22 protein-coding genes are annotated in these 26,406 nt (G+C 64.2%); all 22 read right to left on the bottom strand.

What is annotated here, in order from left to right:
• Positions 1-5: 5 nt before the first annotated feature.
• On the bottom strand, positions 6-4,472 hold the full coding sequence (locus tag IFS44_RS01455; RefSeq protein WP_192097230.1) for a glycoside hydrolase family 5 protein: 4,467 nt from the start codon (positions 4,470-4,472) through the stop codon (positions 6-8).
• 140 nt (positions 4,473-4,612) lie between these two features.
• Entirely contained in the window at positions 4,613-5,062 is a 450-nt protein-coding gene (locus IFS44_RS01450) for a hypothetical protein (RefSeq protein ID WP_192097229.1), read from the bottom strand.
• Positions 5,059-5,574: a TIGR02594 family protein gene (locus tag IFS44_RS01445; RefSeq protein ID WP_192097228.1), complete on the bottom strand. Its 516-nt coding sequence runs from the start codon at positions 5,572-5,574 to the stop codon at positions 5,059-5,061. The genes IFS44_RS01450 and IFS44_RS01445 overlap by 4 nt, the downstream gene beginning before the upstream one ends.
• A gap of 443 nt (positions 5,575-6,017) precedes the next feature.
• Positions 6,018-6,428 (bottom strand): hypothetical protein, encoded by a 411-nt coding sequence (locus tag IFS44_RS01440; protein ID WP_192097227.1) that lies wholly within the window; start codon positions 6,426-6,428, stop codon positions 6,018-6,020.
• Positions 6,428-6,961, bottom strand: a complete 534-nt coding sequence (locus IFS44_RS01435; protein ID WP_192097226.1) for a hypothetical protein — start codon at positions 6,959-6,961, stop codon at positions 6,428-6,430. The genes IFS44_RS01440 and IFS44_RS01435 overlap by 1 nt, the downstream gene beginning before the upstream one ends.
• A 34-nt stretch (positions 6,962-6,995) precedes the next feature.
• Complete coding sequence (locus tag IFS44_RS01430) at positions 6,996-7,580, bottom strand: hypothetical protein (RefSeq protein WP_192097225.1); 585 nt, start codon at positions 7,578-7,580, stop codon at positions 6,996-6,998.
• Positions 7,577-11,320, bottom strand: a complete 3,744-nt coding sequence (locus tag IFS44_RS01425) for a hypothetical protein (RefSeq protein ID WP_192097224.1) — start codon at positions 11,318-11,320, stop codon at positions 7,577-7,579. Before IFS44_RS01425 ends, IFS44_RS01430 begins: the two co-directional genes overlap by 4 nt.
• Positions 11,317-16,464, bottom strand: coding sequence for a hypothetical protein (locus tag IFS44_RS01420; protein WP_192097223.1), 5,148 nt, complete (start codon positions 16,462-16,464; stop codon positions 11,317-11,319). The genes IFS44_RS01425 and IFS44_RS01420 overlap by 4 nt, the downstream gene beginning before the upstream one ends.
• Positions 16,465-16,490: 26 nt before the next feature.
• Positions 16,491-16,904 carry a phage tail assembly chaperone gene (locus tag IFS44_RS01415; protein ID WP_244649806.1) on the bottom strand — a complete coding sequence of 138 codons (414 nt, stop codon included), beginning with the start codon at positions 16,902-16,904 and terminating at the stop codon, positions 16,491-16,493.
• A 17-nt stretch (positions 16,905-16,921) separates the two neighbouring features.
• Positions 16,922-17,362, bottom strand: coding sequence for a hypothetical protein (locus tag IFS44_RS01410; RefSeq protein WP_192097222.1), 441 nt, complete (start codon positions 17,360-17,362; stop codon positions 16,922-16,924).
• A 110-nt stretch (positions 17,363-17,472) separates the two neighbouring features.
• Positions 17,473-17,928: a hypothetical protein gene (locus IFS44_RS01405; protein ID WP_192097221.1), complete on the bottom strand. Its 456-nt coding sequence runs from the start codon at positions 17,926-17,928 to the stop codon at positions 17,473-17,475.
• 71 nt (positions 17,929-17,999) lie between these two features.
• Entirely contained in the window at positions 18,000-18,191 is a 192-nt protein-coding gene (locus IFS44_RS01400; protein ID WP_192097220.1) for a hypothetical protein, read from the bottom strand.
• A gap of 17 nt (positions 18,192-18,208) precedes the next feature.
• The gene (locus tag IFS44_RS01395) at positions 18,209-18,610 is read right to left on the bottom strand and encodes a hypothetical protein (RefSeq protein WP_192097219.1); all 402 of its coding nucleotides are present in this window, start codon (positions 18,608-18,610) and stop codon (positions 18,209-18,211) included.
• Positions 18,607-19,137, bottom strand: a complete 531-nt coding sequence (locus IFS44_RS01390; RefSeq protein ID WP_192097218.1) for an HK97 gp10 family phage protein — start codon at positions 19,135-19,137, stop codon at positions 18,607-18,609. The genes IFS44_RS01395 and IFS44_RS01390 overlap by 4 nt, the downstream gene beginning before the upstream one ends.
• Positions 19,137-19,490 carry a head-tail adaptor protein gene (locus IFS44_RS01385; RefSeq protein WP_192097217.1) on the bottom strand — a complete coding sequence of 118 codons (354 nt, stop codon included), beginning with the start codon at positions 19,488-19,490 and terminating at the stop codon, positions 19,137-19,139. The genes IFS44_RS01390 and IFS44_RS01385 overlap by 1 nt, the downstream gene beginning before the upstream one ends.
• On the bottom strand, positions 19,487-19,810 hold the full coding sequence (locus tag IFS44_RS01380) for a head-tail connector protein (RefSeq protein WP_206757801.1): 324 nt from the start codon (positions 19,808-19,810) through the stop codon (positions 19,487-19,489). The genes IFS44_RS01385 and IFS44_RS01380 overlap by 4 nt, the downstream gene beginning before the upstream one ends.
• Positions 19,785-20,921: a hypothetical protein gene (locus tag IFS44_RS01375; RefSeq protein WP_192097215.1), complete on the bottom strand. Its 1,137-nt coding sequence runs from the start codon at positions 20,919-20,921 to the stop codon at positions 19,785-19,787. Before IFS44_RS01375 ends, IFS44_RS01380 begins: the two co-directional genes overlap by 26 nt.
• On the bottom strand, positions 20,914-22,344 hold the full coding sequence (locus IFS44_RS01370) for a phage portal protein (RefSeq protein ID WP_192097214.1): 1,431 nt from the start codon (positions 22,342-22,344) through the stop codon (positions 20,914-20,916). The genes IFS44_RS01375 and IFS44_RS01370 overlap by 8 nt, the downstream gene beginning before the upstream one ends.
• Positions 22,344-22,610, bottom strand: a complete 267-nt coding sequence (locus IFS44_RS01365; protein WP_192070235.1) for a hypothetical protein — start codon at positions 22,608-22,610, stop codon at positions 22,344-22,346. The genes IFS44_RS01370 and IFS44_RS01365 overlap by 1 nt, the downstream gene beginning before the upstream one ends.
• A gap of 66 nt (positions 22,611-22,676) precedes the next feature.
• Positions 22,677-24,071: a phage major capsid protein gene (locus IFS44_RS01360; protein WP_192097213.1), complete on the bottom strand. Its 1,395-nt coding sequence runs from the start codon at positions 24,069-24,071 to the stop codon at positions 22,677-22,679.
• Between the two features lies 1 nt (position 24,072).
• Positions 24,073-24,690, bottom strand: a complete 618-nt coding sequence (locus IFS44_RS01355) for an HK97 family phage prohead protease (RefSeq protein WP_192070233.1) — start codon at positions 24,688-24,690, stop codon at positions 24,073-24,075.
• Positions 24,691-24,701: 11 nt separating this feature from the next.
• Positions 24,702-26,405 carry a terminase TerL endonuclease subunit gene (locus tag IFS44_RS01350; protein ID WP_192097212.1) on the bottom strand — a complete coding sequence of 568 codons (1,704 nt, stop codon included), beginning with the start codon at positions 26,403-26,405 and terminating at the stop codon, positions 24,702-24,704.
• Position 26,406: the final 1 nt, after the last annotated feature.

The following is a 26,406-nucleotide window of genomic DNA, read 5'->3' as shown; positions in this document are numbered from 1 at the left end:
GAAGATCAGATGCCGTTCAGCAGAATAGCTACCTGCGGGGCATCGCCGGTCGGGGAGGGGTTGTAGGTCGTGTCGGGAATGGCTGCGTACACGGAGGCTTTGTAGAAGCCGGCCGCGCCACCGAGCCAATAAGTGAAACCGATCCACACATCGCGGTTCGCCTTCATATACTGGACAAGATTGGTGCCCTCCTGCGAAGGCACACCTTGGCTCGACAGACTATCGTTGGGGCTCCATCCAAATTCGCCCAGCCATGCCTTGAACGGTTTGGCGCGTGGCGCGCCACCGACGGTCGTACGGCACCAACCGGTCGCCCCGACAAGCACGCTCGCGCCCTTGCCTGCCTGTGCGGTTGCCGACGTGCCAGAATTGCCGGGATCAAGGTACTGGTGCATGTCGAATACCCAGTTGTCGGCAGGATCTCCGTTAGCGCCCGTCCACCCCGGCTGGTTGAAGGTATCCCAGATTGCACCCTGCTTGTTGGCCCAGTCCTTAGCACCGGAATGATCTGGCCCCGCCGAGAGCATGACAAGTTGGTTGGCACCCTGAGAGCGTACGGCCTCATGCAAGATGCGCTCCTGTGCCGTTTTCCACTGAAGCGCGGTCTGACCGCGATCCCCCTTCGGCTCGTTCATCAGATTCCAGATAACGTTCGGATAGTTTTTGAAGAGAGCGACCAAGCGCTTCCAGCAGTCAACAATCCGGTCGGTGGCCCCCTCGTCGACTTCCGCCACCAGATAATAGTCTAATCCGATGCCAAAATAGTCCCAGCAGCCGCCGTAATTATGCATATCGAGGACGACATACTGGCCATTCGCTAGAGCTCGATCCAAGCGCTCCTTGATGTATCCAATCTGGTTAGCTCGGATTGGTCCAAAAGCTCGAGGCTGTACACGCTGCAGCTGGAAGGGAAGGCGAATGGTGCCGAAGCCCTTGCTCGACCAGTAGTCGAATTCGGAAAGACTGCCGTACGTGTACGATGTGCCGTGCGTGTCTCGCGTATCGGCCATGCCGGTTTCGCCGCCCGATATGTTGACGCCGAAGTAATTTCTGGGCGTAAACGTGCCGGTAGCTGCAAGAGATTGCTCTAGAGGGGCTTTCTCGGTTGCCGCCGTCTTGACGGTCATAACGGACGAGGCGCCAGCGGTGTTTTTCACTTCGAGCGTAAAGGTCGTATCAGCGGCCGCGTTGGGCGTGAACCGAACCGCCCGCAACGCCGCCTGCGTGGCCGCGGCGTTGCCAGCTGGGATACTGTAGACCAGTCCGGTTGCCGTACCACCGCCCCCGCTGAGGACGCCGTTCGCCGCCGACATAGTGATCGTCGCTGTCAGCACGTCGGACCCACCAGCGGTCGCTACGCCTATGGCAGTTGCGGCACCAGGCGCAACCTTCGGCGCCGTCGCCGATGCATTTGGCGCCTCACGCAGCAGCGCGAATGGCAGCCCGACGATGCCATTCCAGCCATCCTTGTTGTTCTGTGTGGTGACCACAGGCGGGTAGATTGTGGCTGGAATGGCAGGCCACGGCGATGCATAATAGCTGTTCAGTCGAGCAGTCAGGCTTGCAATTTCGGCGTCGGTTAGTGCGCCGGTGAAGATCAGACGGTTGCGATACTTAGCCTTGCCGCGATTGTTGGAGTTATCGGCGAACCGGAAATAGCCCTCATCGAACTGCGCGCGATCCCAAGTGGTCAAGCCGCCGAAGGTGTCCGTCTGCTCAACAAGCACATTGTTTCGGAAAGCCTGGAGGCCGCTGATCGTATCGGCCCGGAAGCGATAGGCGTAGGTGTAATATGCATCGGTAAGCAAGCCAGCGCTTACGGTAAAGGTCGGCCCCTTTACCGTAGCGTCGAGCACGCCAACGTGCATTCCGTATTTGCCTTGGAGAACGCCTATGGTTCCGTACGCGCTACTCGTTGACGGGAAAAGATAGTCGCCCGAGATATACTGCATATCGAGCAGCAGAGTGTGGCCGCTGAGGTTGTTGAGGTTCGTAGGCAAATAGGACTTGCGACCCGGATTACGCACTTCGACCGGATAGCCTTGGCCGTCGTCAAGCGTCCACACTGGCTGATCAGAGACCGTGTTCGGCATATCATGGTTGCTGTTTCCAGACTGGTCCCATGTCTTAACGCGGTAAATCAGAGCCGTGTCGCTGCCCGCCCATTCCGCGATCGCTGCTCGATTGAGGCGGGGATCGGTTGGGCTCGTGCGGCCCCAATCACCCACGGCGCCATCATAGTTGCGCCGGAGCGTGACTGCTGGCCCGCCGTAGGTCGAGTTGAGAATCATGTTCTCGGACAGGATCGACGATACAGGAGCAGAAAGGCTTGCGAATCCATCATCAACCGTCGAGCAAATGATTGAGCCCAACCCGTCACCCGCAGCCATTGCGCCGATCGCGGTAAGTTCGGTTGCGGCGATCTGCTGGGCAATATTGACCTGATAGGTACCCGCACCCCGCGGCACGCTGCTGGCGCCCGTGATGTAAGTCCCGGGTGCAATGCCGGGTCCATTCAGCAGCTGACCTATCGCCAGCTTGCCGCCGACATTGGTCGCCGTGAGGGTGTTGCCGGAAATTGCCCCGGTGAACCTTACTGGCTCCGCCCCGTCGTTGACGATAGTCATGCCCGGGATGGATGCGGTCAGCTTTGCCACGATCGGCTGCGTGCCGGGCGTGTAAGAAAACAGCACGCGTGGATTGCGCCCCGCGGGCAACACGACGTTCGCCGGGAAGCTGCCGCCAGCGCCATTGTCGCTGAGCGTTACAGCCTTGGGCGCGACCAAGTTGCCGCGATATTCAAGAACGCAGGGCGCCGAAGGCTGCCCGGGTGTTGCGCGGGGAGGGCTGCTGAAACGTACCAGCGTCGGTTCGGGGGCGCCGGTCTTCTTTGTGATCATGGCCATTGCGAGCGCTTGCAACAGCGAGCCATCCGCCATCGTCTCGGGTTCGAGGCTCTGCGGGTAGGCGCTCCACGCCGGACCCGCCGACCATAGGAAGTTGAGCAGCCCGTTCTGCCGGCAATAGTCGATGCCGTTTGAGCCGACCGTCAGCCAGCGCTCATCGCTGTTCGGAATGCCCATTTCACCGATGATGCCGAAAATGCCGTCAACCGGCTGGCAGTTGTGCGACTTCAACTCATCAACGAACGGCTTGATGCGCGTTTCGAAAATGGTTGGATTGGTACTGACCGCGGGCGGTGCCTGGCCGAATGCGCTAGACTCTGCGTCATAGTCGAAGCGCGTGCCCGAGCTATCGCGATCGGGATAGACATGCCCGGCATACAAGGTCCGGTTGTAGGCGTCGTTGTGTACAAAGCCATTCGGGCGGTTAAAGCCCGAATCCCAAGTTCCGCTGTAGTGGTTGCCTCCGCGCACGATCACAACCGAGGTATCTTTTGCGCGGATTGCCGTCGTTGCAGCGTCAAAAAGCTGCGGCACGATCAGGCGCAACTGCTCGTCGCCCTCGACCGGCGTATAGGTATTGTCGGCAGCGAAGACGAAATACTTATCGCCGTAGTTTTCCGGCTCGTTGTAGAGATCGTGACCCCATACGCCTGGGTAGCCCACGAGCTCTGCAGCCAGCTTCGACCACATGTCAGAGAATGCGCTGATCGGCACATCCGCTGAAAGCCCGGGCTTACCGTTGATGGTGCCGTTGTTGTAGCCGTAGCTGTGCATGTCGGTCAGCACGAGCAGACCGGCTGCATGGGCGTAATCGATCTGAAGCTTGTACGACGCCAGGTAGGCGGCATCAAACGGTCCGAACAACACCGGCTGCAAAGACGGCCACGAAAAAGGGATGCGGACGTAAGACATGCCGCGTGAGGCGTAGTGCGCGTAACCTTGAGGGGATTCCGCGGACGCAACCGCTACGTTTTTGCTGCGATATTCCATTCCCGACATGTTGAGGGCGAGCGCCGAGATCGGCGTCGGTGAGGATGAGGGCGTGGGCGTTGGCGTAGGGGTGGGCGTTGGGGTCGGCGTGGGAGTGGGCGCCGGCGCCGTTGGCGATGTCTGCTGCCCGGCGCTATTGACCCTGACAACGCTCGTGCAGATTTCGACCGTCGGCGCAGCCATCAGCATCGAGTCCGCACCGTCGGCGGTCTCAGGTGCGCCGAAGACACGGCCGGCGAAGTATCGTTTCGCACCGTCCTGGAAGGTCACGCAGAAGGCGTAAAGCTTCTGGCTCTCGTCGTCGGCCGCGACCTGCAAAAGCGCTTGCCCCGCGTCTGCGGCATCGATCGAGATCGACGGCTGCAGCGCGCCATAATCAGCCGAGCCCTTGTACTTCTTCTTCGGGCCCATCAGCGGCTGGAATTCGACCTTGGCGAAACTGGCGCCGAAGGAGCCGAGCTTTTCGACCTGTCCAATCTCGAGGAAGGTCAGCGCTGCATAGCCAACCGCCTCGAAACTGGAAGGCAGCGCCGCCGAGATAGCGAGCGACGAGCCAGCTGCTGTCTGAGAACCCATAGTTTAACTCCCGAATATGATTCCGCCGAGGCGGGCGTCAGCGCGGCCAAGCGTCGACAGCGAGGCCGCGCCGCGCGTCGCAAAGGGCGAGGTCGGCGCGGGCGTCGCGCAGCGAGCCCTCGGCGTCTGCGCTGTTGGCGCTACCGTCCGGCTGCCGGCGCACCGGCGTTGCCGTGCAGGGCTTCTTCGCCTCGGCCGGCACTGGGGGGATCGCCGGCGAATAGCTCAGCGTCGAGCGCGTCGATGCCGCGCACGCGGTCAGCAGGAAGGCAGGCAGCACGGCCAGCATCAGTTTGCGCATAGGTCCTCGCGGTGTCAGTGGATCGAAGGATGATGGGTTCGCGATTTGCGAGGCGGTCGGCGAAGGTCGTGAGCGCCGTGGTCTGCTGGACGGCGAACCGCGTTTCCGCCGCGGTGCGCAGCTGCTCGGCCTTCGCGATTTCCGCGCTCCACGCCGCCCGTTCGGCCTTCAGCGTGGCGGTGCGGTCAGCGAGCGTGTCCCGGGTGAGCAGGAATCCGGCGAGAAGGCCGATCATCGGCACTGCCCACCAGAAACGCCGCAGCAGGGCGAAGCCCGCCGCCCAGGTCATGCTTCGTTCGAAGATGAGGGGACGCCCGCGGTCGCGGTCATCAACCGCGGCGCGCCGATGACTGCGCGCCCGATCGGCCAGCGCCGCGCGATGCAGCGCGACTTCTCGAGCCGCATGATGCTGACCCGGTCGCCCTGATTTCCGCCGAGGACGTGATAGTGCGTCTTGTCCTCGCCGACGTAGAAGCCGACGTGACCGCCACCCGGCCGCTCGAACACCAGGACCGCGCCAGCCGCGATGCGCTCGGCCGCGATGTTGGTGCCCCAAGTCGCCCACGCCTTGGCGCGAACCGCGACCGGCGCGGCCGGGATGCCATCTTCGGTGAGGCAGTTCGCGACGAACAGGCCGCACCACGGCACGCTGTCGGCATTGTAGACCATGCCCAGCACCTTCGCGCCGAGCTTCTTTGCCCACCCCATGATGGTCGGGCTGTTCGCCGCCCCCGGCGCCTCGCGGGTGCCAAGAAGCGACCGGGCATGGCGAAGCCACGCCGGCTCTAATGCCGTCGTCATGCTTAATTCCTTACAATGGTGAGGCGTTTTCGAGTTTGGCGCTGTTCAGATTGCGCCAGAGGGTTCTTCAAAGCTCCGGCCGGCCCGCCTCGCGCTTTTCCCCTTGTCGCTGAGGCGGGCCGTTAACAAAATATTAACCACAATTAGTCATTTTGCAGATGAGGCTCTGCCTCCCCGTGAAGGGTTCCCTGCTCGTCACGATGCCGCCCCAGCTACGACGAGCAGGGAGTAGGGCGCGACGGTGTGACTGCCTGACACTGAAAGCCTCGTACGATTTCGTAGAAGCACCCGGACACGGCAAGCCACGCCAGCTCTGATGCCGTCATCATCTTTCTTTGTTTTGAGGTGAGGCGATCTGCCAGGCTGCTCGTTAGCGATGCGCTAGGGTCCACACCCACCGTGCCCTGGTCGGCCCGTCCTTGGCTGACCCTGGGGGCGGGCCGTTAGGCCTCGGGTTTGCCGGGTGGCTGGAACAAGTCGCTGCCGCGCTTCACCCAAGCGAGACATGCGCTGATGATCAGGACGCCAGCAGATCCCAGTCCCGTGCCGTAGGCGAGCGCCCAGAAGGGTTCAGGACGAAGCCGGATGATGATGCCGGCGGTGAATAGCAACGTCAGCATCGAGACGGGCAGATCGACGTTCCAGCGATGGTCCTTGCGGTCCTCTTGGCTGACGTAAAACCGCACGGCGAGACATGCGCAGATGCCGGCGATCATGCTGCCAGCTTCGAACGGATATCCGAGAAAATGCCAGATCTGAGGCGTGCTTTCCGTCACGACCGCCGCCTTGTCTTTAGCTATGGCCGCAGCCGCTACCGGTAATGCCGCCCCCGCGGTCGCGATAAGCCGCCACATTAGCGCGTGCTCACCACGCCGATCGCGGCGATCAGGCTGAGAAGAGTTATGCAGACCGGGCGCTTCAGCTGATCCCGGCGCGCCCAGATCCGCAAGGGCAGGGGTTCGCGCTTAAGATGGTCCGCCATCCCGCGGCCGGAGATCTCGAACAGCGCCAGCGCGAGCAGACCGATCGTGAATGCAATCGGATCCGTCATGCGCTGGAGCGTCAACAGCCAGGCGGTTGAGGCGGCCTTCTCCGGATCCCACCCCCAAAGCACCATCGCTGCCGGACCGAACCGAACCGCCATGGCGAAGCTGACCGCGCCACCGAACGCGCGCCACACTGTCACCGGGTGATGGAGCTTGTCGTGCTGGCGGTTCCGCCAGATGTCTCGCGCCATCTTGATCGCGAGCATGAGGGCGATGACGAATCCTGCCGTGAAGCCCGCAAGGTTCAGCACGACGAGCCAGCCATGGCCGTTGAACGAAGGTGGCGCGAGCGTCATCGGCCCTTTCGCAACTGCCTGAGCCGCGAAGCTACTGTTGTTCATGATGGAGTCCTTCAGGGTTTGGGCACGCGCCCGGTCAGGCCGACCAGTTCCAGTTGACGGCAGCATATGCCGCCCGCTTGGCGGCGATCGTCGCGGCAGTCCGAATGTCCCGCTTGGCTTTCTGCGCGACGGCCTCGATCCGTGCATTTTCCGAGGCGGACGTATTCATTCCGTTGTCGTAGCGCGACAACACTGCAGTCAGGGTTTCGCCCGTCAGTATTGATTCCATGGTCGCGAACGGGAAGCGCTTCTTCTTGTCGCTGAGACCGAGGCCGTTGAGCAGCGAAGCCGCGATCGTCCGGCCGTCGATCGCCTCCGTCGCCTTGCGGTTGTAAACGTACTTTTTCGCCCCGCCGTCGGTGAGGACGGTCATCTGCAGCTTCTCTCGTTCGGCATCTACCGCGGCGAGCAGCCGCGTCTGTAGCTGCTCGATCGTCTCCACCGGCGTGACAAAGCTGTCCTTCACAACCTTGCCCGATGCCACGTGAAAGCCGCGCGGATCTGTCGTCGGGTCATATTCTGCGTATGCATAACCATCGGACGGCGTTGGCAGAATGTCGGCCGAGATGGTCCCGGTGACAATCCTGCTGGCGATTTCGTAAAGCGCGAAGTTCTTCATAGCGCTGTCCAGTAGACTGAGAGGGCCGGGCTGCTGATGTACGACCAGTTGCGCTCAGTCGTTCTTACCGCGACCCTCCATCGGATCGTCACCTCGCCAAACGTATTCAGGATTCGGATGGTGTAATTATCCAAACGACCCGAAGCGCCGAAGCCGCTTTCCGGCAGGGGGACCGTAGCGAGAACCCCATTGTCCGCAGCATCCAGGATCTCAAATGTCGGCTGGGTGTCGCGGGTCCCGTTTGTCGTTCCGCCAATGAACCCACTGAACGTGATGTATATCGACCCGCCCGAGCGGATAAACATATCAGCGCCAAGGTTTGGAATGTATTGTTTGCTGGCTTGCCCGGCCCCGCCGTAACTTCCTGCGACAGAGCTCGCGGTCGAGCTTGTCATGGTCGACCGGTCCAGCGCTTTGATCGTCACGGTGCCATTAAAGATCGCATTTCCGTCAACAAGCAAATTGGCGCCAATGTAGAAAACGCCGAGCGATCCGTCAGACTTCGACAGGCTGATTTTGGTACTGCCGTCAGGTGTCGAGCCGGTGACCTGCCAGAAAACACTGGTTCGGCCGTCGATTCCGGCAATGGCGCCGGCCTGCTGGGCGATGGTGGCGGCGCTGCCATTGTATTCGGCTCGCAGCTGCGCCAGCGTCGATGCCACCGCGCCCGCTTTGGCATCGGCGATTGCCGTGGCGCGATCTTCGATCCTAGCCGACAACGCCGTGTTGAGCCCACTGTCTACCTGGTACGCAAGCTGCGCTTCGAGCGCCGCCGCTCGTTGGGCAGTGGCGTATCGGTTCGGCAGATCTGCGATCACGTCCTCGCTCGACTGGATCCGTGCATTCACATTCGTGTCGACCTGCGTCAGGCGGTTGTTGACGTCGTCGGTGAAGGTGTTGAGCGCGCTCGGAGCCTGCCGCGACATCTGCGCCTCGAGCGTGCTCGTCCGGCCTACATAGCCCTGCTGATCCGTCGACAGGCTGGTGATGCGCTGATCGTAGCCGCCGAGTGTAAGATTGACGCCCTGGAACCGGGTCGAGACGCTCGTTGAGAGATCTGCGACCGATTCATTGGCTGTTGCCGCGGTTGTTGCCGCCTCCCTGATGGCGGCATCAGATCGCAGCTGGACAGCACGACCGCTGCCCGGCGACCAATCGTTCCAATCGTTCTGGCCTTCACGGGCAGCCCCAACATAAGGCCGCCAGAACCAAGCGTAACTGTCGTTCTCGCCTTCGAAGGTGTTGTATTTACGCAGAACCAGCCGTGCTGAAATAGCGGAAGCTGGCACACGCTGCGACCGTGAGCCGATCTGATCCCAATTTTGCGGGTCCGGGCCACCATTGCCATTGCGGGGTGCAGGGTACTCCCCTCCATAACCGACGATCGTCCCATCGGCAGCATAGTAGAATATGCTGACCCAGTTGACCGCGCGGTGGCTAGCACCAAAAACGTAGAATTGAATAAAGCTATTTGGGGAAACGGCGAACGGATCGCTTAAAACCTCTATGGCGACTCCGTCACCGCCATCCGCCCGACCAGCTTGCGTCAACGAAAGGTTGTTCTCGCCACCGGCCATCCAATACGCGCCAGCGGCATTGCGAAGCATCATCCCGGTTGGGAGATTCGATGCCAGCGACCAGCCATCGAGAGTTACAAAGTCGGTATTGCTGAGCAGATTGCCGCCACCGCGGGACAGGCTGCTAGTCACTTCAGCGACTGATTGCGCAACGGCGCTGTCGCGTTCGATTGCGGCGGTGTCGACCCGGCGGATCTCGGCCCTTACGTCCGTGTCGTCATAGCCGCCACTGGCCGAGATTGTATCGATCCTCCGAGCGAGCGCCTCGTCGGCATCGCTGAGAGCATCGTACTGCTGACTGATCCGAACGTTCGTTTCAGCATCGAGGCCAGCGAACTGAGTGACGACCTCTTCGATGCGTTGGGCGATCGACCGCCGTGCGTCCGATAGGGCAGTGACCTGATCCGTGATGCGGGAGTTCGTCGCGGCATCGAGGCCTTCGTATGCCGTCGCGACATTCTGGATCGCGGTAGCAAGCGCGCGATCGCCATCGGCTCGGACAAGATCGATACGTTCGATCAGCGCCCGAACATCCTCGCCGCTCGGTCCAGTGCCGCCCGCCGCTATCGCGTCGACACGTCGCGTCAGATCCTCGTCGACGCCCTGGGCCCGATCAATCTCCGCCGCAAGATCCAGCACGGCACGATCAAGCTTGGCCTGAGCTTCGGCGATCCGCCTATTTGCCTCAGCGACGGCCGCGTCCGCAGCAGCTTGAGCCGCTTCGATGCGTGCGGTCGCCTCCGCGACAGCGGCGTTGATCGCAGGTATCGTGATGTTGTCGAGCCGGTCGATTATCTCGCTCGCCGGGACGCCGCCAACGGCGTTGGTGTCCTTAGAAGTGTTGTTGCCGGTGACGTCTGCATTGTCCGCCGGCTTCGTCCCGTTTGGATCAGTGACGTCGGGCCACGCCACCGAGCTGCCTGGGGCGAACGGCACGACGGGCGCCGCTTGGCTAAGCCCCTCGATGGACAGCGACAGCTTGCTGACGGTATCACCGAGCTCGATCGAGAAGTCTTTGAAGAACCCGTAGACGGTAAGGCTGTCGAGGCCCGTCTGGCCGATCCAGAGCGACGGCTGCGCGCGCACGGCCGTGATGCGGTTTGCCACCATGTCAACCGCATCTGTCCGGATGAGCGCCCGCGCCGTCATGCGCTTCGCCCACGCGCGCTCGACGATGGTCACTTCCCCGAACTGGTCGACGTCCTTCCGGCTGAAGTCGGTGATGCCGGCTGTTGGCGAAGCCTCGGTCAGACCGAGCGTCGTCACGCGACCGATCAGCAGCGTGCCGACAGACACGGGCCCGGTGCCCGCGATCGTCACGGTCACCGTTCCGGCATTTGCCGGCAGATCGAGGAAAGTGATCGCCCCAGCGCCGGCATCCGTTGTGCGATCGTAGCCGGTTGCGTGCACGCGGACGCTGGTGGCGACGACGTCGAGCAGCGCCACAGCGTTCGCCGCGTCTGCGTTGAGCACTACCTGGATCGAATTGACGCTGGCCGTCGAGGTGCCGAGCGCTTCGTCGAACATCGCCCAGCGGTTCGTGGGCCCAACGTCCAGCCACTGGCCCGACACGGCCGCTGGGTCGTTGCCGACATTGCCCCCGGTCAGGTTCTCATACAGCCGGTGCGTGGTGGCCCGCATGACGCGCGCCCCGAGCGCGTAGGTGGCCGTCGACGACCATTCTACAGCGTCATTTTCGGGAACGGTGCTGGAAGCGAGCGCAGCGTCGGTGACCGTGATCGGTTGGATCAGATGCAGGGGTGAGGAATCCCCGGGAGGCGCAGGATCACCCGGGACGTCTTCAGATGCCGCGGTCTCGGCCAGCCCTTCAACGGTCAGGGTGCAATAGCTGACTGCCGGCGTTGCAAGGTCGAGATCGAAGTCCTTGTAGAAGCCGCGCATCGACAGGCTCGCAAAGCGATCGTCGGCGACCCACAGGGCAGGGGTTGCGCGCAGGGTGGCGAGGCGCCGCTGCAGCGCGTCGACGTCGCCGATCGGAACGCCGAGCTTTACCGACATGCGGCGCGAAAAGCCGCGCTCCACAACCGTCGTGACGCCAAAATCGTCAGTGACGCGACGGCTGAAGTCGGTGATGCCAATCGTTGGCGTCGTCTCGACGTTGCCGAGCTCGATCGTCTCGCCTTGGTCGGTAATCACTCTCATGCTGCGTTACCCACCGCGATGGCATCGCCGCCGCTTGCGGCCGAGACGTTCTCCAGCACCTTCGCCGACCGGTTCGCGGCGCTGGCGACGCTCGCGAGCCCAGAAACCAACTCACTGCGCAACTCTGCGAGCTCGTTGCGTAGCGCGTCGGTCGCGTCCGCCGCATCATCGTTCGCGGCAACGTTGCCCGTCACCGACTGCGCCGCCGCCACCGTATCCATGTTTTGCGCGGCGGTGACGGGCGCGCTAGTGCCCTTCGCCAAGGCGGTGACGACGCCATAGGTGGCTTCGAGGCTGGCAGCAGTTTGGGCCTGAACGCGCGCGAGTTCCTGCCGGCTCGTTGCCTGCTCGGCCGCAGCCGTCAGCAGGGCCTGGCTGAGCGCGGGCAGGCTCTTTGCCGCATCTTGATCACCAGCGCGCGCTGCGGAGCTGGCTGCATTGAACTGGCCCTGCAGCGTCGCAAAGCCATTGCCATTGGCAGCGTCGGTCAGCCCGCGGATCCGCTTTACCTCGTCCATGATGCTGTCGCCGACCGAGGTCCAAGCGTCGGACAGCGCCTTGGCGGCCGTGGCGGCTGCCTGCGCATCCTGGATTGCGTAGATCTCCTGCTGAAGCCCGCGGTTGCTCGCATCCAGCTTTGCCAAGTCGAGCGCGCGAAGTGCCGCAGTGTCGCCGCGCAGTTCGAGCAGCTGGCGCTGGAGATCCTGCCGCTCGCTGGCGATGTCGGCTGCGCTCTTGGCTCCCTCCATTGAGGTCTGCAGGTCGGCGAACGCCGGTGCGAGCTTTAGCAACGTGGCGTAGGTCGACTGCCCGGCCGTGGTGGTCAGGTCCTGCGCTTCAACCAACTGGCGGAACGCGGCAAGCGTCGCCGGCATAACCAGCCCTAGGCTACCGAACACGCCGTTCAGCTGCGCGGTCTTGGCAGCGGCCTGCTCTTCCTTCGAATAGAAGGTCTCGAAGTACGCACCGGCCGCGTCGGTCAACGCCGAGACGCTGTCGAACTGATCGGCCAGGCCAAGCTTGACCGCGATCCCCATGGCCTGCGTGTTGGTCCCCAGCATGTCGAGCGATGCGCCGACCGCCTCGACAGTCGAGGCGACGCGGACGAGTGTCTCGAACGTGCCTTCACCGACCTTCTGGAACTGCGCGACGGCTGGGAACGCTGCAGCCGCCATACCATCGGCAGCGGCGCCGAAAATTGCGGTCAGCTTCTCCTGGATTTGCTCGCCGGTCAGGTCCTTCAGATCGATCTTGCCAATGTTGATGACGAAGCTGTTGAGGCGGTTCTGGATGTCGCCGGTCGCGGCGCCGAGCGGCCCGGCCGACGCCACGATCGCATCGTTGAACTGGCGCAGGATCAGCGTGAACTGGTTCTCGAGCGCCGGATCGGCTGCGCCGTATTTGGTCGAATATTTCGTGCCGGTCGAGATCCCGAGGAACGACGACTTCTTCTTCACGTCCGAATAATAGGACGCATCGAAGCCGTTATTCAGGACGCTGCCGACCGACTGCGGCCCGCCCGACAGACCGTTGCCGATGACCGAGGTCTTCGTGCCGAACAGTCCGCTCAGGATGCTGCCGATCACCGGGATCTTGGTCAGCACCGCGCCGATGCCGGCACCGATCGGGCCGCCGATCGCCATGCCGATGCCTGCCATCGTCGCCGTCGCGTTGCTCTTGAACCCGGTGTTGACACCGGCACTCGCATCGATGTTGCCGGCGCGGACGACGAGGGCTGCGACGCCCCCGATCTGGCTGTCGATCGACTTGAGCGACGCGGCCATGTTGCGCGAATAGGACAGCGTCACGGTGTCGACGTCCTTCAAGGCGTCGATGGCGTTCCGGATGCTCTCGCTCTTTGCGGATGAATCTCCTAGGACGGTGCCGGTGCCGCTGTTGGTAGGCGCCTGGTTGTTCTTGCCACCATCGCCGAACGAGCCGGCGACCGACACGCCGATCCCGGCCAGCGCGGCGACCGTTGCGGCGCCCGCAGCGATGTTGAGCGGGAAGGGGAGACTCTTGATCGCGTTGACAACGGCTTCGGTCGCCCCGACGGCGATACGCGCGACGCTGTTGGCGATCTTGCTGCCGGTCTCGATCGCATCCTGCGCGATCGCTCGAACCGACATGGCGAACTGGACGAGGCGGAATGCCTTCTCGGCGGTCGCCAGCGTCTGATAACCGGTCGAGCCTTCCTTGAAGAACCCCTTGGCGGCCGCGGTCATGTCGCCGAACGCGCTGATCTGCTGCGACGACGACCGCAGCGAGAAGAGACGGTTTTCGCGGTCGATCTTCTTCTGATCGTCGCCCGCCGCATCGATCGCCGCCTTGTGTGCTTCCTGCAGCTTGGCCTGATCGGCATAATAGCCGGTCATGACGGTCAGCGCGTCGCCGATCGCCGAGCCGACGTTGCCGAACGCATCGGCCATGCCCTGCGCGGCGCGCTGCGCGGTCTGGTCGATCGTGTCAAACAGATCTGCCGTGGCGCGCAGCTCGGCATTGAGCTCCGCCTGCTTTTCGACGACCTGCTGCGCACCGACTGCGATCTCGACCTGCTGCTCGACATAGGCCGCGCGGTCGCCGGGATTGTACTTCTGCGCCTCCTGCGTGGCCTTCAACGTCGCGAGCGCACGCACCCGCTCCATGTCGGTTGCGCCGACGAGGCGAAGCTCCTCGCGCATTTGGGCAAGCCGGTCGTTGCCTGATGCCATATCGGTGTTGAATTGCGCGCTGCGCTCGGCCGTGGTGAGATCGGCGCGCGCCGCGCGCTGGTCGGCCAGCGCCTTGGTTGCGCGATCGGCCTCGGTCGTCAGGCCCCGCGTGCGGGCAGCCTCGATCGCGGCGAGCAATGGCAGATCCGCGATCTGATCCTTGACCAGTTCAGCCGCCCGCGCGGCAGGCACGAGGCCGGCTGCGACCTGCGCGTTGACCAGCATCTGCGCCGCGACCTGGTCGCGCGCGGTCGCGGTTGATTTGGCGACGTCCGAGACGCGCTGCGCGATCGCGAGGCGCACCTGACGGTCGACCGACGCCTCGATGTCGGCGCGCTGCTTGATCGCCTTGCTCTCGGCCTTCACGCGGGCCTCGGCGATCAGCGCTGCGGCGCCGGAGACGCCATAAGCATCCGCCAGCTTGTACAGGTTGCGGATCTGCGCCTCGATCGCTTCCGAATCTCGCACGAGCGACGCCGCATGGCTGTCGACGGGCGTCTTCTTCGTCGTGCGATCCGCCTTGATCTCATTGGCCTTCTTCAGCAGCCGTTCCTGCGACTTGCTGATGATGTTCTCGGCAGCCGTGGCGAAGAAGCTGTTCGTCCCGTTGACGACCTGCCCGGCGCCCCGCGCGTAGCCCTTGCCGAACGCCTTGCCGAGGCTGTTGCCTGCGCCTGTCACGGCCGTCGCTGCGTCGCTCTGGCCCATGGCCTTCAGGATCGGGCCGGCAAAGTCACTGATCGCGCTGCCGATCGACTTCAGCCAGCCGGCAACGCGGTTGTAGATGGCGTTGAAGATCTGCGCGATGCCGTTGCCGGCCCACTGCGCCGCGGCGACGACGGGGGCGAAGAACTGCGCGACGGCCGTAGCTGCGGCCGAGACATAGGCCGACACCGAGGTCGAAATGCTGCTCCACAGCTCGACGATCGCGGCATAGGTGCCGGTGAACGTGCCATAGATCGACGCGAGGAAGCCCTGCACCTGCTGCGCGTCGTTCGGCGAGAACAGATAGTCCATCAGCGACTTGCCCGACCCGCCCAGGTTGAGCCCGTCGGTGATCGTCTTCCAGACGCCGGCAACCATGTCGCCGGTCGTGACCGACTGATCACCGAGCTTCTTCATTTCCTTGTGCGTCAGCCCGAGACCCTCGGCGAATTTCTTCATGCCGGCGTCTTCGTTGATCTGTTCTTTCCACCGGTAAAGCGCGACGCCAGCGACACTCGCGACGGCGATCACGGGTGCGAAGGCAAGCGCGAGTCCACCCATCTGCATGGCGAAGCCCTTCACGCCGCCCTCGGCCATCTGGGCGACCTGGAAGATCTGGCCTGCCTGGCTTGCGAAGATCTGGAACGGCGCCGCGCCCATCGCCGCCATCGTCGCAACGTCGTTCAGCTGGAACGACAGCTGCGTGAGTGTGCCTTTGCCCTTCTTGGCGACCCGATCCATATCGTCCTGGGCCTGAGTGCTTTGGCGCAGGCGGCTGGTCAGGACCTCCTGCTGGCGTGCATATTCAGCCGGAGCCGTCGCGCCCGCATGATAGAGCCGCGTCGACTCTGCGATCTCGGCGTTGAGCTTCTTCGTCGACACATAGAGCGGGTCGGTCGACATGCGCAGCTGTTCGGCTGCGGCTGCATCCGCGACTTGGGCATCGTGCGACGCACGCACGGTCGACGCCAGCAGAGCATGCTCGCGCGCCAGCTGCTCGGTTGCCAAACCCTCGATGCGCATGGCGGCCGCATTGGCCTCGCGTTTCGCCGATTCGTCGATCGCCTGCTGCGCGCCATAGTCGCGCATGCCCTGCTTAGCGCGCGCCTCGAACATTGCGCTGGCGAGTGCTGCCTCACGACGCGCCTTCGCATCGAGGGCTGCGGCCGCAGCAAGGCTGGCTGCCTCTTCCTCGCGCAGCGCCACGACACCCGCTTTCACGCGGGCCTCGAACATCTGATGCGCATAGGAGGCCTGACGCAGGGCTTCCGCCTCGGCGGTCACCGCAGCCGCGGCTTGGTTGGTCGCGGTGACGAGTGCAAGCTCCTCGCTGCGGATCCGCTGGGCGAGCTCGGTCAGGCCCTGCTGCTCGGCTGCCAGCGCGGCGAACTCGGCCTTCGCGCTGCGGACCTCCTCACGGGTCTTGCCGAACACGCTGTTCTGCCGCTCGAGCTGCGCCACGAGCCGCTCGCCAGCCTTTTCAGCACTCGCGATCGCCTGCCGCGCGCTCTGCATTTCACGCGACGTCGCATTGCCGAACGCGACCACATTCGTCGTGCTGGCCGCAAGGTCGACCATGCCCCGGGTCGCGCGCTCGATCCGATTGGCATCGGCGAGCACCTTGGCCTCGGTCGAGTCCATGGCGTCTTGCAGCTGCATCAGACCACCGAAGGAATCGCCGGTGTCGATGACAAAGCCGACCTCAAGCCTCGGGGAGGAATCGTCCATGGACATGCGTCATCCTCCCCGTTTGATCAGCCCAGCACGGCGCGCAGTTGGGCTTCTTCGATCTCAAGCTCGCGCTGTGTGACCGGCGCCCGCCATGGTGGCGGGCAGTTCTCGCTTTCGGCGACCCGCCCTTCGGCGAGATAGGCTTTCGATAGTTCGCGGATCAGCCGCGCTTCCCAAGGCTGCAAGCGCACGCAGGTGTTGTCCTGCCACGCCGCCAGTTCGCGCGAACTGATCGGGACCGCGCCCATGCCCGCCGCCTCAGTCAGGCCCATCTCGATGAGCCAGTCCGTAATATGCGGCGCCGGGTTAGGTGGCATCGGCGGATTGATCTTCTTCCGCTTCAAGTCGTCGATCCGGCTCAGCCTCGACACCGCCGGTTCTTCCTTGCCCCGCCTGCTGCGGGCATCCGGCTTTGGCGTGGCATGCAGCCACGCCATCTGCCGGACGTAGAGCTTCAGGCCGCCTTCGAGGCGGCGCTGAAGTTTCCCCAGTCGCCGACGAACTTCGCGACCTGCTTGGTGATGAAGCCGAGGCCCTGGTTCGCGTAAACGGCGCGGTGGAGATCGTCACCGGTGACGGGCTCGGTCGCACCGTCGGGCTGATATTCGAAATTTTCGAAATGCGAGGTGATCGCGGCGAGATCCTCGGCGGTCTCGGCGACGCGCTCCTCGGGGGTGGCAGCAGTGATCTTGCCGTCATTGTCCTGCATGCGCTTCAGCGCGCGCGCCGACTGACGGGATTCGACGACGCCGTAAGCCTTGCTACCCGGGCCATGGACATGGATGCGGACGGGGAGGGTGCGCTCGTCGTCAGCGAACAGCAATTCGCCGGCTGGGCTCTTGACGTGGAGGGCGGCCGTGGCGGCCACGGCGAGCGAGGCAATGTTGAGCTTCATAGAAAGAGTCCTTCGCGGGAGGATGGTGCGCCAACCCGGCTCGCGACCCGCGACGACGGGCCGAGCTGGCGCATAAGGACCGGCGTCGCGGGCGCCGGGTAGAGGAGGGGTCAGGTGGCCGGCGCGGCGACCTTGACGATCTTGGTGCAGATCTCGATCGTGGGAGCGCCGGTCAGCATGCTGTCGGCACCGTCTGCGGTTTCCGGCATGCCGAAGTTGCGGCCACCGAAATATCGCTTGGCGCCGTCCGAGAAGGTGACGCGGAACGAATAGAGCTTCTGGCTCTCGTCGTCGGCCGACGTCTGCATGATCGCCTGGCCGGCGTCGGTGCTGTCGAGCGCCATCGACGGTTGCAGGGCACCATAGTCGGCCGAGCCCTTGTACTTCTGCTTCGCGCCCTTGAGCGGCTGGAATTCGACCTTGGCGAAGCTGGCGCCGATCGAACCGAGCTTCTCGACCTGGCCGACGTCGGTGTAGGTCAGAGCGGCGTAGCCAGCGGCGTCGGAAGTCGCCGGCGAGGCGACGGAGATCGCAAGCGATGAGCCTGCGGCAGTCTGTGAACCCATGATGATGATCCTCGTAACGTAATACCGGCAGGGCCGGCGGGGTGTCGTCCGCCGGACGGCGAGCGATCAGGTTAGCCGCGGGCGGGCTTTGCCTCGGCCGGGGTGCTGTCGACCGCGACGACCAGCCCGGCCGCCAGGAAGTTGCCGAACTCGCCTTCGGTGAAGTCGTACGAGGATTTGGCAGCGAAGCGCCGCTCGGTGGTGGCGTCGGTGAAATCGCGGGTCGCTTTGCCGCGGACCATCTTCGGCTTGTTATCGGGCATGGTGGTTTCCTTTTCTCTCACGCTGCCGCGTCGAAGCTGACGCGGAAGTCCTGGGTCTGTTCGAAGCTGTTGCCCGGACCGCGCAGGTCGGGGCCGCGGCCGGCGGTCAGCACGGAAACATTTGCGGCGCCGGCGATGCTGCCGGTCTTCCCTGCGCATGCCTTCACGACCAGCTTCATTGCAGCGACCTGGTCGCGGTAGCTGGCCGCCCGCACGGTGACCGAGATGCGCTCGATTGTGCGAACAGTAGCCCCGCGCACGAGCGTTTGCCGTTCAACGTTGCTGGTCATCCGCACCAAGAGCGTCGGCAGCACGACACCGTCGGGAAGCGCGCCAGCTTTGATCTGACCTGCAGGAATGGCCGCGATCAGCGGCTCGTCCAACTGCAGCAGCGCGCCAATGATAGCGACACCGGTCATGCGTCTTCGCCTTCCAGTTCAGCGGTTCCGGCGATTCCCGAGCGGGTCACGCGAGCGTTGATGAAGCTCTGCGCCGCGGCGATCGCCTCGGCGCCCTTGATATCGAGCGCTGGACGTAAGAACGGGTTCGGCTTGGCGCCCGGGTGGAAAATGGTGTCGCCAACGAACTTGCCGCCGATGACCATCGTGCGCTTGTCCGTGGCGTTGATGCGCGCGACGCTCTTGCCGCCGCTTTCGTCTTTCGAGACCGAGATGAAATGCGCGTCGGTGCCATATTCGAGCCAGTTGGCAATCGAGCGGCCCCAGCCCTTTCGAACGGCGATCGTCACCGTCAGGCGCCCAGCCTCCGACTTGCTCCGCATTTCGAGCGCCTCGTCGACATCAGACGAAATTGACCGCTCCTTTGCCTCGGCTAGGATGATCTTGCCGCCGGCCCGCGCCGCGCCGCGCAGCAGCTTATTCTCCACCTCGGCAGGCAACTGCGCGATGTAGCGGCGAACCGATTGGCCGCCCCGGCTGGTAGCCATCAGGCGCCGTTCCCGGCCGTGCTGTACTCCTCGACCATGAACTCGACGCCCGAGCGCTGCCGGATGATCGCGGGGCCCGCGATGATCTGCATGATCCGATCGCCCATCACGAACCGCATATTGCTCGTGATGTCGTCCCGGATCCGCATGCGGACCCGGGCTGGCCGGGTGGCGACATTGATGCCCTCGGCGAGCTTCTCGCCGCGGCTGGGCAGCATATCGACGACGCCCGCCCAGACCTCGTCTTCAACCAACTCCCATTTGCCGGATCCCGCACCGTCGAAGGCCTCATCGGCAACGGGGCGCTCGATGCGGATAACGTCGGGCAATTCGCCGGCAGTGAGCTGGGTCATACGACGAACTTGCGCAGGGGAGCGATGAGGAACGTGATCGCCAACGGCAATTCCGTCAGGTTTTGCCCCGCCGCCTCGCGATTGGCGTACCATTGCCCAACGAGCAGGAGCACCGCCTGCGCTGCAACAGCGCGATCGCGCACCGCCGTCGTCGATAGATCGTTGACGAAGTCGCACCCTGTGGCGCCCTCAATCGCTCGAACCGCTGCTGCGATGAGGATGACGAGATATGCGTCCTCGCGGCTGGACGATCCGAGGCGAAGGTGCGTCTTCACGTCCGAGAGGGTGACGAGCTCAGCCACGGGTGAAATCACGCCCATCGCGCCCCTTCTTAACCGCCAGCCGCCAGCCGGTGTCGGGGCCGTCCGGCTTATCGCCGGTATCCTTCTGCGCGATCCAGAGTGAACCGCCGAAGGTTACGGCGTCGCCCAGCGTATAGGCCTGGCCTTCCTTGAAGACGCCGCGGTCGATCACTGCCGGGACGGTGAGGTCGAAGGTCTTCACCTGCTCACCGCGAACGAATTTGAGGGTCGCCTGGCGCTCCCCGGTCTGCTCGATCGACATATCGTCGAAGCCCAAGCCGGGGTCGCCGTCCTTCCCATCGACGCGACCAAGCGGGCACATCTTGCCGTCGCTCAGTGTCACGACCAGCGCACCGGTGCGGTCGATCATCGCGCCAGCGAGGCCGACGCCGTCCTTTGCAACAGGCAGCGCGGCAACAGCGCGCTCGACGGCCGATGCAATGATCGGCTCGACGTCGGCGACGGTGACGCTTTTGCCATCAGCAGGGGTTGGCAGCGCCGCGACTGCGGATGCTACGGCCTCAGCGATGATCGGCTCGACATCAGCGACCGTGACGCTCTTGCCATCGACCGGCGCCGGCAGCGCCGAGACTGCGGCCGCAACCGCCGCGTCGACCGGCGCAATAACGTCGACCGGGGGCAGTGCGGCGACAGCGCGCTCAGCTTCCTGAGCAATCAGCGGGCGCACATCGTCGATCGTGACGCTCTTGCCATCGACCGGCGCAGGCAGCGCGGCGACCGCAGCAGCGACTGCTGCCTCGACCGACGGAATGACGTCGACCGGCGGTAGCGCGGCAACGGCCCGCTCGGCCTCGGCAGCGATCAGCGGCTTCACGTCGTCCAGCGTGACGCTGACGCCATCCTTGGCAGGGGGCAGATCGCCGACAGCCCGCGCAACGGCCGCGGCGACAAGGGGCTCAACGTCGGCGACCGTGACGCTGGTGCCGTCGCGCGGCGCGGGCAGGGCGGCGATCGCATCGTCAATCATTCGCCGAATGCTTGCTTCATCCGGCGACGCATCCCGTGCCTCGACAATTGCAAGGCGGGCGAGCAGCGGCGTGGTAGCCTTGTCGACAGCTTCACGGATAATGATTGCTGTGGCCTCGGCCATCGCTTTGGCATCAAGCATTCAGCAACTCCCTGCAATATTCTTTGTACAGGGCGGCGGTCGCGCGCGATTGCTCAGCAACTTCTGCGGGATCAGCCGGAGGGGCCGCCGCAGGCGTCGTATCGCCTTGACCCTTCGCCCACGGATCTTCTCGCGCGTCGCGTTTCGCTAGCGCCGCCAAGCTGTAATTTTGCTCTTGCAAGTACGGCGTGTCGCCGCCGGGGATCGGCCCGAGGTCGAGCCGCCGACGCGCTTCGTCAATTTTCTTGATCCCAGCCCCGGTGGCCAGCGCTTCGGCTTCGATCAGCGCCTTGGTGTCCATTCGCAGCAGGCCGTCGAGGTCGAACTCGGTGCCGATGCCCATGCCCTCGCCGATGCCGAGGCCCTCATCGAGGCACAGCTCGGCAGCCTCGATCAGCGATTGCAGCGCCTGCGTGTAATATTCGAGGTTGAGGCTCTCGACGTTGCTGTTCGTCGGCAAGTTGCCGATCCCCAGCTTGTACGGGGGCACATGGAAGGTCGAGCAGACCACCTCGGCGGTCCACTTCAGCTGGTCGATCAGCTCGGCATCCTTGGCGGTGACGGCCATGTGCTCATATTTCAGGCCATCGCCGAGCACGGCCACGCGGCCAGAGTTTTTGCCGCCGTAATACTCGTACCAGTTGGCTTTGAGCTCCGCTGCGGACTCAGGGCTGATCTTGCCCGGCGCCGACAGCAAGCCGCCCGGGCGCGACTGGTTGCCGAAGAAGACGGCCGAATTGTCCTGGATGCGCAGCCCCTGCGTCGCCGCGAGGCCGTTCGCATAGATCGGCGACACGCCGACCAGCGGGTGGAACAGGCAGTTGAACCGGTCGTGGATGATCTCGCGCGCCGGCACGACCATCGGGCCAGCGATCTCCGAAATATCGTCCTGCTGCAACTCGTAGAAGATGCTGCCGTCGTCGGCGACCAGCGGCTTCACCCGATGAGGGTCGAGCACGTAGAGCGCAATCACGACGTTGCGTGCGTCGCGGCGCTTCAGGACGTAGGTATTGCCGCTGCTGAGCTTCGACAGGAACCACGATTCGAAGAACTGGATCCGGGTCTGAAAGCCGTTGGGCTTGCGCAGCACCGGCGAATAGGCGGGGCGGGTGGTTTCGGCCCAGATGCCATGCTTGTCCTGGCTGACCAGCTTGACGCGCAGCTTAGAAATGTCCGACGCGATGAGCGTCATGCACGAAAAGACTGCGTGGAAGGCCAGCACCGCGGTCTGGTTTACCTCGACGTTCTGCTGCCACGCGCCGCTGAAGCTTTCGCGGACGATCGGCATCCAAGGGCCCGAGGGCGTGCTGACGATGCGCGCCGCCTTCTCGCGAATGATGGGCAGGCCGCCTTCAGTTTCGGGGTCGGCCTGCCCGGTGGTGATCTGCCGGGAGCGCCCGAACTCCCGGCCGAGAATCCGCATCAGGCGCTCGCGACCTTGGCGATCTCTTCGAGCAGGCGCTTGTCGCCCCAGCGGGTGCTGACGGTGATGCCCAGCTTGGCGGCCTTGTCACGCAGCTCATCGAGCGTCGGTGCCGCGGCGGACGGATCTGCCGACGCGTCAGCTGCGCGCGCTTTCTTGATCGCAATCAGGATGCGGGCGTCTTGGTTGCTCGCCTGGAATGGGTCGCCCGCCTGAAGCGCGCGGGTTGCGTACCTCATGTCGCGGGTGGCGATAAGGTCAGGCATAGGTGTCTCCTCAGTTGATAGGCGGGCAGGATTGCTGCCCGCCTATCCGTCTGGCTCGCTGGTCGATTAGACGCCTGCAGCCACCGGCTCGCCCCAGCGGACAGCCGTCAGGTATGCGACCGCGGTCGCGCGGCGACGACGCCAGTTGATGGTGCGCTCGGCACGCAGACCAACCAGGTTGTTCTGCCACAGCGAGACCAGCTGCGTGCCGGTACCGGCGAGGCCGTCCTGCTGAAGGGCGCTATCCTTCATCTCGAGCGACGCTTCGCGGCTCATGTCGACTGCGATATCGCCCTCGTCGGCCTCGTAGATGTCGGCCGCGTTGACGAGCGCGACGGTCTGGCCGGCATATTCCGACACGATGACCGGCAGGCCCTCGAAGGTGCCGCCGAGCATGGTCATGCCGGCGAATTCCTTCTGCCCGAGGGCGTTGCTCATCATCGACAGGCCGAGCGCATTGGTCGCCGACATGATCCAGACGCCGGTCGTCAGCGAGTTGTTGGCCGCGATGAATGCAGCCATCACTGCTCGCACATCGGCACGCACCGCGTCCGCATCCCGGCCCGACGACGCCTTTGCGCTTGCGCCGTTGGTCACCGATGCCGGGCGGACGGTGTCAGCGCCGGCATTGGTCGGATCGATGAACGCCAGATCCTGGGTCTCGACCAGCGCCGCCTTGAGTGCGTCGCGCACGACCGCTTCCGAACTCGGGTTCGAGCTGCGGATGTTCTCTTCGGTCAGCACGGCGATGTTGGCGACCTTGAGACGGCCGAGCACGCTGCGCTTGAAGTCGAACGACGTCAGCGGCTTGGGCTTGCCTTCGCCGACCCAGTAGCCCTGACCACCGCCGGTCTGAAGGATGACGGGCTCGTCGAAGCCGATCTTCCGGAGCTCCGGAATGCCGTTGGTCCCGAACTTGCCGAGAATGGTGGCGGGACGAAGGAACTCGGCGAAGTCGACGAACGCAGCGCCCTCGGGGCTGTGCAGCGCCGCGGCCCAGCTGCCGGGCTGGTTCGAACCGGCTGCGACTGCGGCCTTGATCGTGCCGACGACGTCGCTGTCGGCACCATACATGCGCTCGGCCACGACCATGACCGGCTCGGAGTCGAGGCGCGAGACGGCGCGGGCCTTGGCATAGCGCGCGAAGGCGATGCCAGGAGCGAGCTTGGGCTGCGCCTTGACCTGGGTCAGGCCGCCGCGCTGCGCGGCTGCGGCCGAGGGGTCGCGCACGTCTTCGATCGGCTTTGCCGTCTTGGCGATGGTGCGCTCGGCGGTGCGCAGGCGATCGAGGTGCTTGTCGATCGCGACGACGTCTGCGGAATGGCCGTCATATTCCTCCGACTGCGAAGCATCGAGCGTGGCGCCATCGGTGGCGGCCTTGGTCATGATCGCGTCCATGGCACCGACGACCGAGGCGCGCTTGGCCTCGTACGCCGTGATCTGTTCAGCAAATTTGGTCACTTTAAATCCTTCGAATGGTGTTGATGACGAATGGCTTCGCCCGATCGCGGGCGGGGTCATCCAGCTTCACCACGCGAACCGATTTGCCGACCGCGGCAGGTTCTGGGTTGGCGGGAATCTCGGGGTCGGGAACGCCGGCTTCCTTGCGCAGGGCGGCGTCGATCGACTTGATCTGGCTGATGATGGCATCGCTGTTCGCGGGGATCGTGACCGCGGACAGCTCGTAAACCTCGGTCTCCGTGTACCGGATGCCACCGTTGTCCATGTAGCTGTACTCGATCGGCCGGAAGCCGATGCTGACCGCACGGACCAGGCCGAGCTTGATCGAGTGCCACGCCTCGTCGAGGCGGTCCTTCAGCGTGCCGGGCTCATCCAGCTTGGCGACCGTGGCCTCGAACACGATCCCCTTGGCGGTCGGCTTCTCGAAGGTCACACTGCCGATCGGCTGGTCATGCTTATGCTGCCACAGCAGGGAGATCGGATTGGCGAACTTGACGCCCAGCGGCTCGATGATGTCGCCGACGCGGTCAACGCTGGGCGACGTGGCGATGCCCCGGATAATGCGGGCGTCGTCGTCAGCCGACTTGATGGTCAGCACACTGAATGCGCGGTTCTGCATGAGGAGGCCTTTCAGAGGAACATGACCTGCAGCCCGGCGCCTGCGGCTTCCGGGTTGCGGGTCATCAGCATCACCGCGTTGAAGGCGGCGACGAGGGGATCGATCTTCGCCTTGCCGGCGATTTGCTTGGTGATCAGGACGGCATTGCCGCGCTGCTCCGCTTTCGCATTACCGACGCACCACGCCATCAACTCCTGATTGCCATGGACAAGCGTGCCGTCTTTCAGCTTGCGTTCCGTGCCCCACACGGCGCCGGAGAGGCGAAAGCCTTGGCTGACAGCCAACATCTGCTCAGCGGAGAAGCCGCGCCCGGATAGCTCGTCGACCAGTGCCGTCACCCCTTGGGGATCGAGCCCGATGGCCGCTTCCTCGGGAAACAGGCCCGCGTCCTTCACGCGCTCGAGCAGATCGGCGACGTCGACGAGATCCTGCGTCGGGGTGACGCATTTCACGAGCGTGCCATGCCCGATGAAGTCGTTCAGGCGGCTCGCAATATCCTTGCGCCGATCGAACACGTCCTGTTGCGCCCAGGCCCGGCACCAAAGCAGCCACTGCTTTGTGACCTTGTGCCGGCCAAGCAGCGCAAGGCCGAGAAGATCGTCGAGGCCGCCACCGTCGCCACCGGCGACGATCACCTCGCAGACCTCGAGCAAATGCTCGAAGGTGCCGTCCCAAAGCGCCGCCGGTGCAGCCGCGCCCTCCCAATAGGTAGCGCCGATCCACGCATCGTGGCGCAGGCCGACACCGATCTCCACGTTCAAATGCTTGGCGTAGAAGACCTGCTTGGTGCCGTCCTCAGCGTTGGCGACCTTGCGGAACTGGCTTTCGAGCCATTGCTGGCTGACCGACCTCCCGATGTTGGGGTTGGTGATGTAGAAGTTCGCCGGGTCGAGGTGCTCGTCCGCGGCGATCATATCCTCCGGGAACTCGTAGAGCACCGGCAGAAACTCGGGGTCGTCGACCACGCCGTCGCGGACGTCGCGGGCATAGGCCAACTTCTCTTTGAACACGCCAGCGGGCGGTTCGTCGGACTGCGTCGTCAGGTAGAGAGTGTATCCCTCCGGTCGCGACACTTGGCCGCCCGAGGCCTCGCGAAACATGGCGTCCGCCGTTGCCTTCTTGCCGAAGAGCCAGAGCTCGTCGACCAGCACCCGGCTGGCCTTCTTGCCCGACACCGTCGCGCTGTCCGCCGCCACCACCTTGAGCGTCGCCTTCGTGACGCGGTTGGTGATCAGCCTGATATGCTCCTGGATATGCAGGAGATCGCCGAGCTCCTCATCGGCGCGGATCATGTCGCAGGCTGGCTTGAAGCTATTGCCGGCCACCTCGATGGTTGGCGCGAGGATCAGGTTCTCGTCGGACGGGCGCCAGCCGCAGATCAACTCGGTCAGCATGATGCCCGCGGCGATCGTCGACTTGGTGTTCTTCTTCGAGACGAGCAGCAGGCCCTCGCGGACCATCTGCTGCCCCGTATCAGGGTTATAGGCGCCGAAGATCGCCGCGGCGAAGTCCAGCAGCCAGGTGTCCGCGCTCTCGCCGATCGTCCATGTGCGCCCCGTCGCCGGGTTGATGCCGAGGTCGGCAATGCTCAGCGACGAGAAGACCTCCATCTTGGCTTCGGCCGAAGCCGGGAACAGCGGCGAGAACGGGATCAGAGTGCCGCGTGCCCGGATCCGGGCCTTCCAGTCCGGCAGCGCCGTCGACCAGGTCGGCACC

Source organism: Sphingomonas sp. CFBP 13706 (assembly GCF_014842355.1).
GTDB lineage: Bacteria > Pseudomonadota > Alphaproteobacteria > Sphingomonadales > Sphingomonadaceae > Sphingomonas > Sphingomonas aerolata.
The sequence above is the reverse complement of the archived record's forward strand: the minus strand, read 5'-3'. Positions and strand labels throughout refer to the sequence as shown.

What these genes read in the sequence shown, in the direction of transcription:
- IFS44_RS01375 (WP_192097215.1), bottom strand. Translation starts at nt 20,921, where the DNA reads ATGCTTGATGCCAAAGCGATGGCCGAGGCCACAGCAATCATTATCCGT.
- IFS44_RS01425 (WP_192097224.1), bottom strand. Translation starts at nt 11,320, where the DNA reads ATGAGAGTGATTACCGACCAAGGCGAGACGATCGAGCTCGGCAACGTC.
- IFS44_RS01395 (WP_192097219.1), bottom strand. Translation starts at nt 18,610, where the DNA reads ATGACCGGTGTCGCTATCATTGGCGCGCTGCTGCAGTTGGACGAGCCG.
- IFS44_RS01405 (WP_192097221.1), bottom strand. Translation starts at nt 17,928, where the DNA reads ATGGGTTCACAGACTGCCGCAGGCTCATCGCTTGCGATCTCCGTCGCC.
- IFS44_RS01370 (WP_192097214.1), bottom strand. Translation starts at nt 22,344, where the DNA reads ATGCGGATTCTCGGCCGGGAGTTCGGGCGCTCCCGGCAGATCACCACC.
- IFS44_RS01445 (WP_192097228.1), bottom strand. Translation starts at nt 5,574, where the DNA reads ATGACGACGGCATTAGAGCCGGCGTGGCTTCGCCATGCCCGGTCGCTT.
- IFS44_RS01430 (WP_192097225.1), bottom strand. Translation starts at nt 7,580, where the DNA reads ATGAAGAACTTCGCGCTTTACGAAATCGCCAGCAGGATTGTCACCGGG.
- IFS44_RS01355 (WP_192070233.1), bottom strand. Translation starts at nt 24,690, where the DNA reads ATGCAGAACCGCGCATTCAGTGTGCTGACCATCAAGTCGGCTGACGAC.
- IFS44_RS01365 (WP_192070235.1), bottom strand. Translation starts at nt 22,610, where the DNA reads ATGCCTGACCTTATCGCCACCCGCGACATGAGGTACGCAACCCGCGCG.
- IFS44_RS01410 (WP_192097222.1), bottom strand. Translation starts at nt 17,362, where the DNA reads ATGAAGCTCAACATTGCCTCGCTCGCCGTGGCCGCCACGGCCGCCCTC.
- IFS44_RS01380 (WP_206757801.1), bottom strand. Translation starts at nt 19,810, where the DNA reads ATGGGCGTGATTTCACCCGTGGCTGAGCTCGTCACCCTCTCGGACGTG.
- IFS44_RS01455 (WP_192097230.1), bottom strand. Translation starts at nt 4,472, where the DNA reads ATGGGTTCTCAGACAGCAGCTGGCTCGTCGCTCGCTATCTCGGCGGCG.
- IFS44_RS01420 (WP_192097223.1), bottom strand. Translation starts at nt 16,464, where the DNA reads ATGGACGATTCCTCCCCGAGGCTTGAGGTCGGCTTTGTCATCGACACC.
- IFS44_RS01415 (WP_244649806.1), bottom strand. Translation starts at nt 16,904, where the DNA reads ATGGCGTGGCTGCATGCCACGCCAAAGCCGGATGCCCGCAGCAGGCGG.
- IFS44_RS01390 (WP_192097218.1), bottom strand. Translation starts at nt 19,137, where the DNA reads ATGGCTACCAGCCGGGGCGGCCAATCGGTTCGCCGCTACATCGCGCAG.
- IFS44_RS01400 (WP_192097220.1), bottom strand. Translation starts at nt 18,191, where the DNA reads ATGCCCGATAACAAGCCGAAGATGGTCCGCGGCAAAGCGACCCGCGAT.
- IFS44_RS01450 (WP_192097229.1), bottom strand. Translation starts at nt 5,062, where the DNA reads ATGACCTGGGCGGCGGGCTTCGCCCTGCTGCGGCGTTTCTGGTGGGCA.
- IFS44_RS01435 (WP_192097226.1), bottom strand. Translation starts at nt 6,961, where the DNA reads ATGAACAACAGTAGCTTCGCGGCTCAGGCAGTTGCGAAAGGGCCGATG.
- IFS44_RS01440 (WP_192097227.1), bottom strand. Translation starts at nt 6,428, where the DNA reads ATGTGGCGGCTTATCGCGACCGCGGGGGCGGCATTACCGGTAGCGGCT.
- IFS44_RS01385 (WP_192097217.1), bottom strand. Translation starts at nt 19,490, where the DNA reads ATGACCCAGCTCACTGCCGGCGAATTGCCCGACGTTATCCGCATCGAG.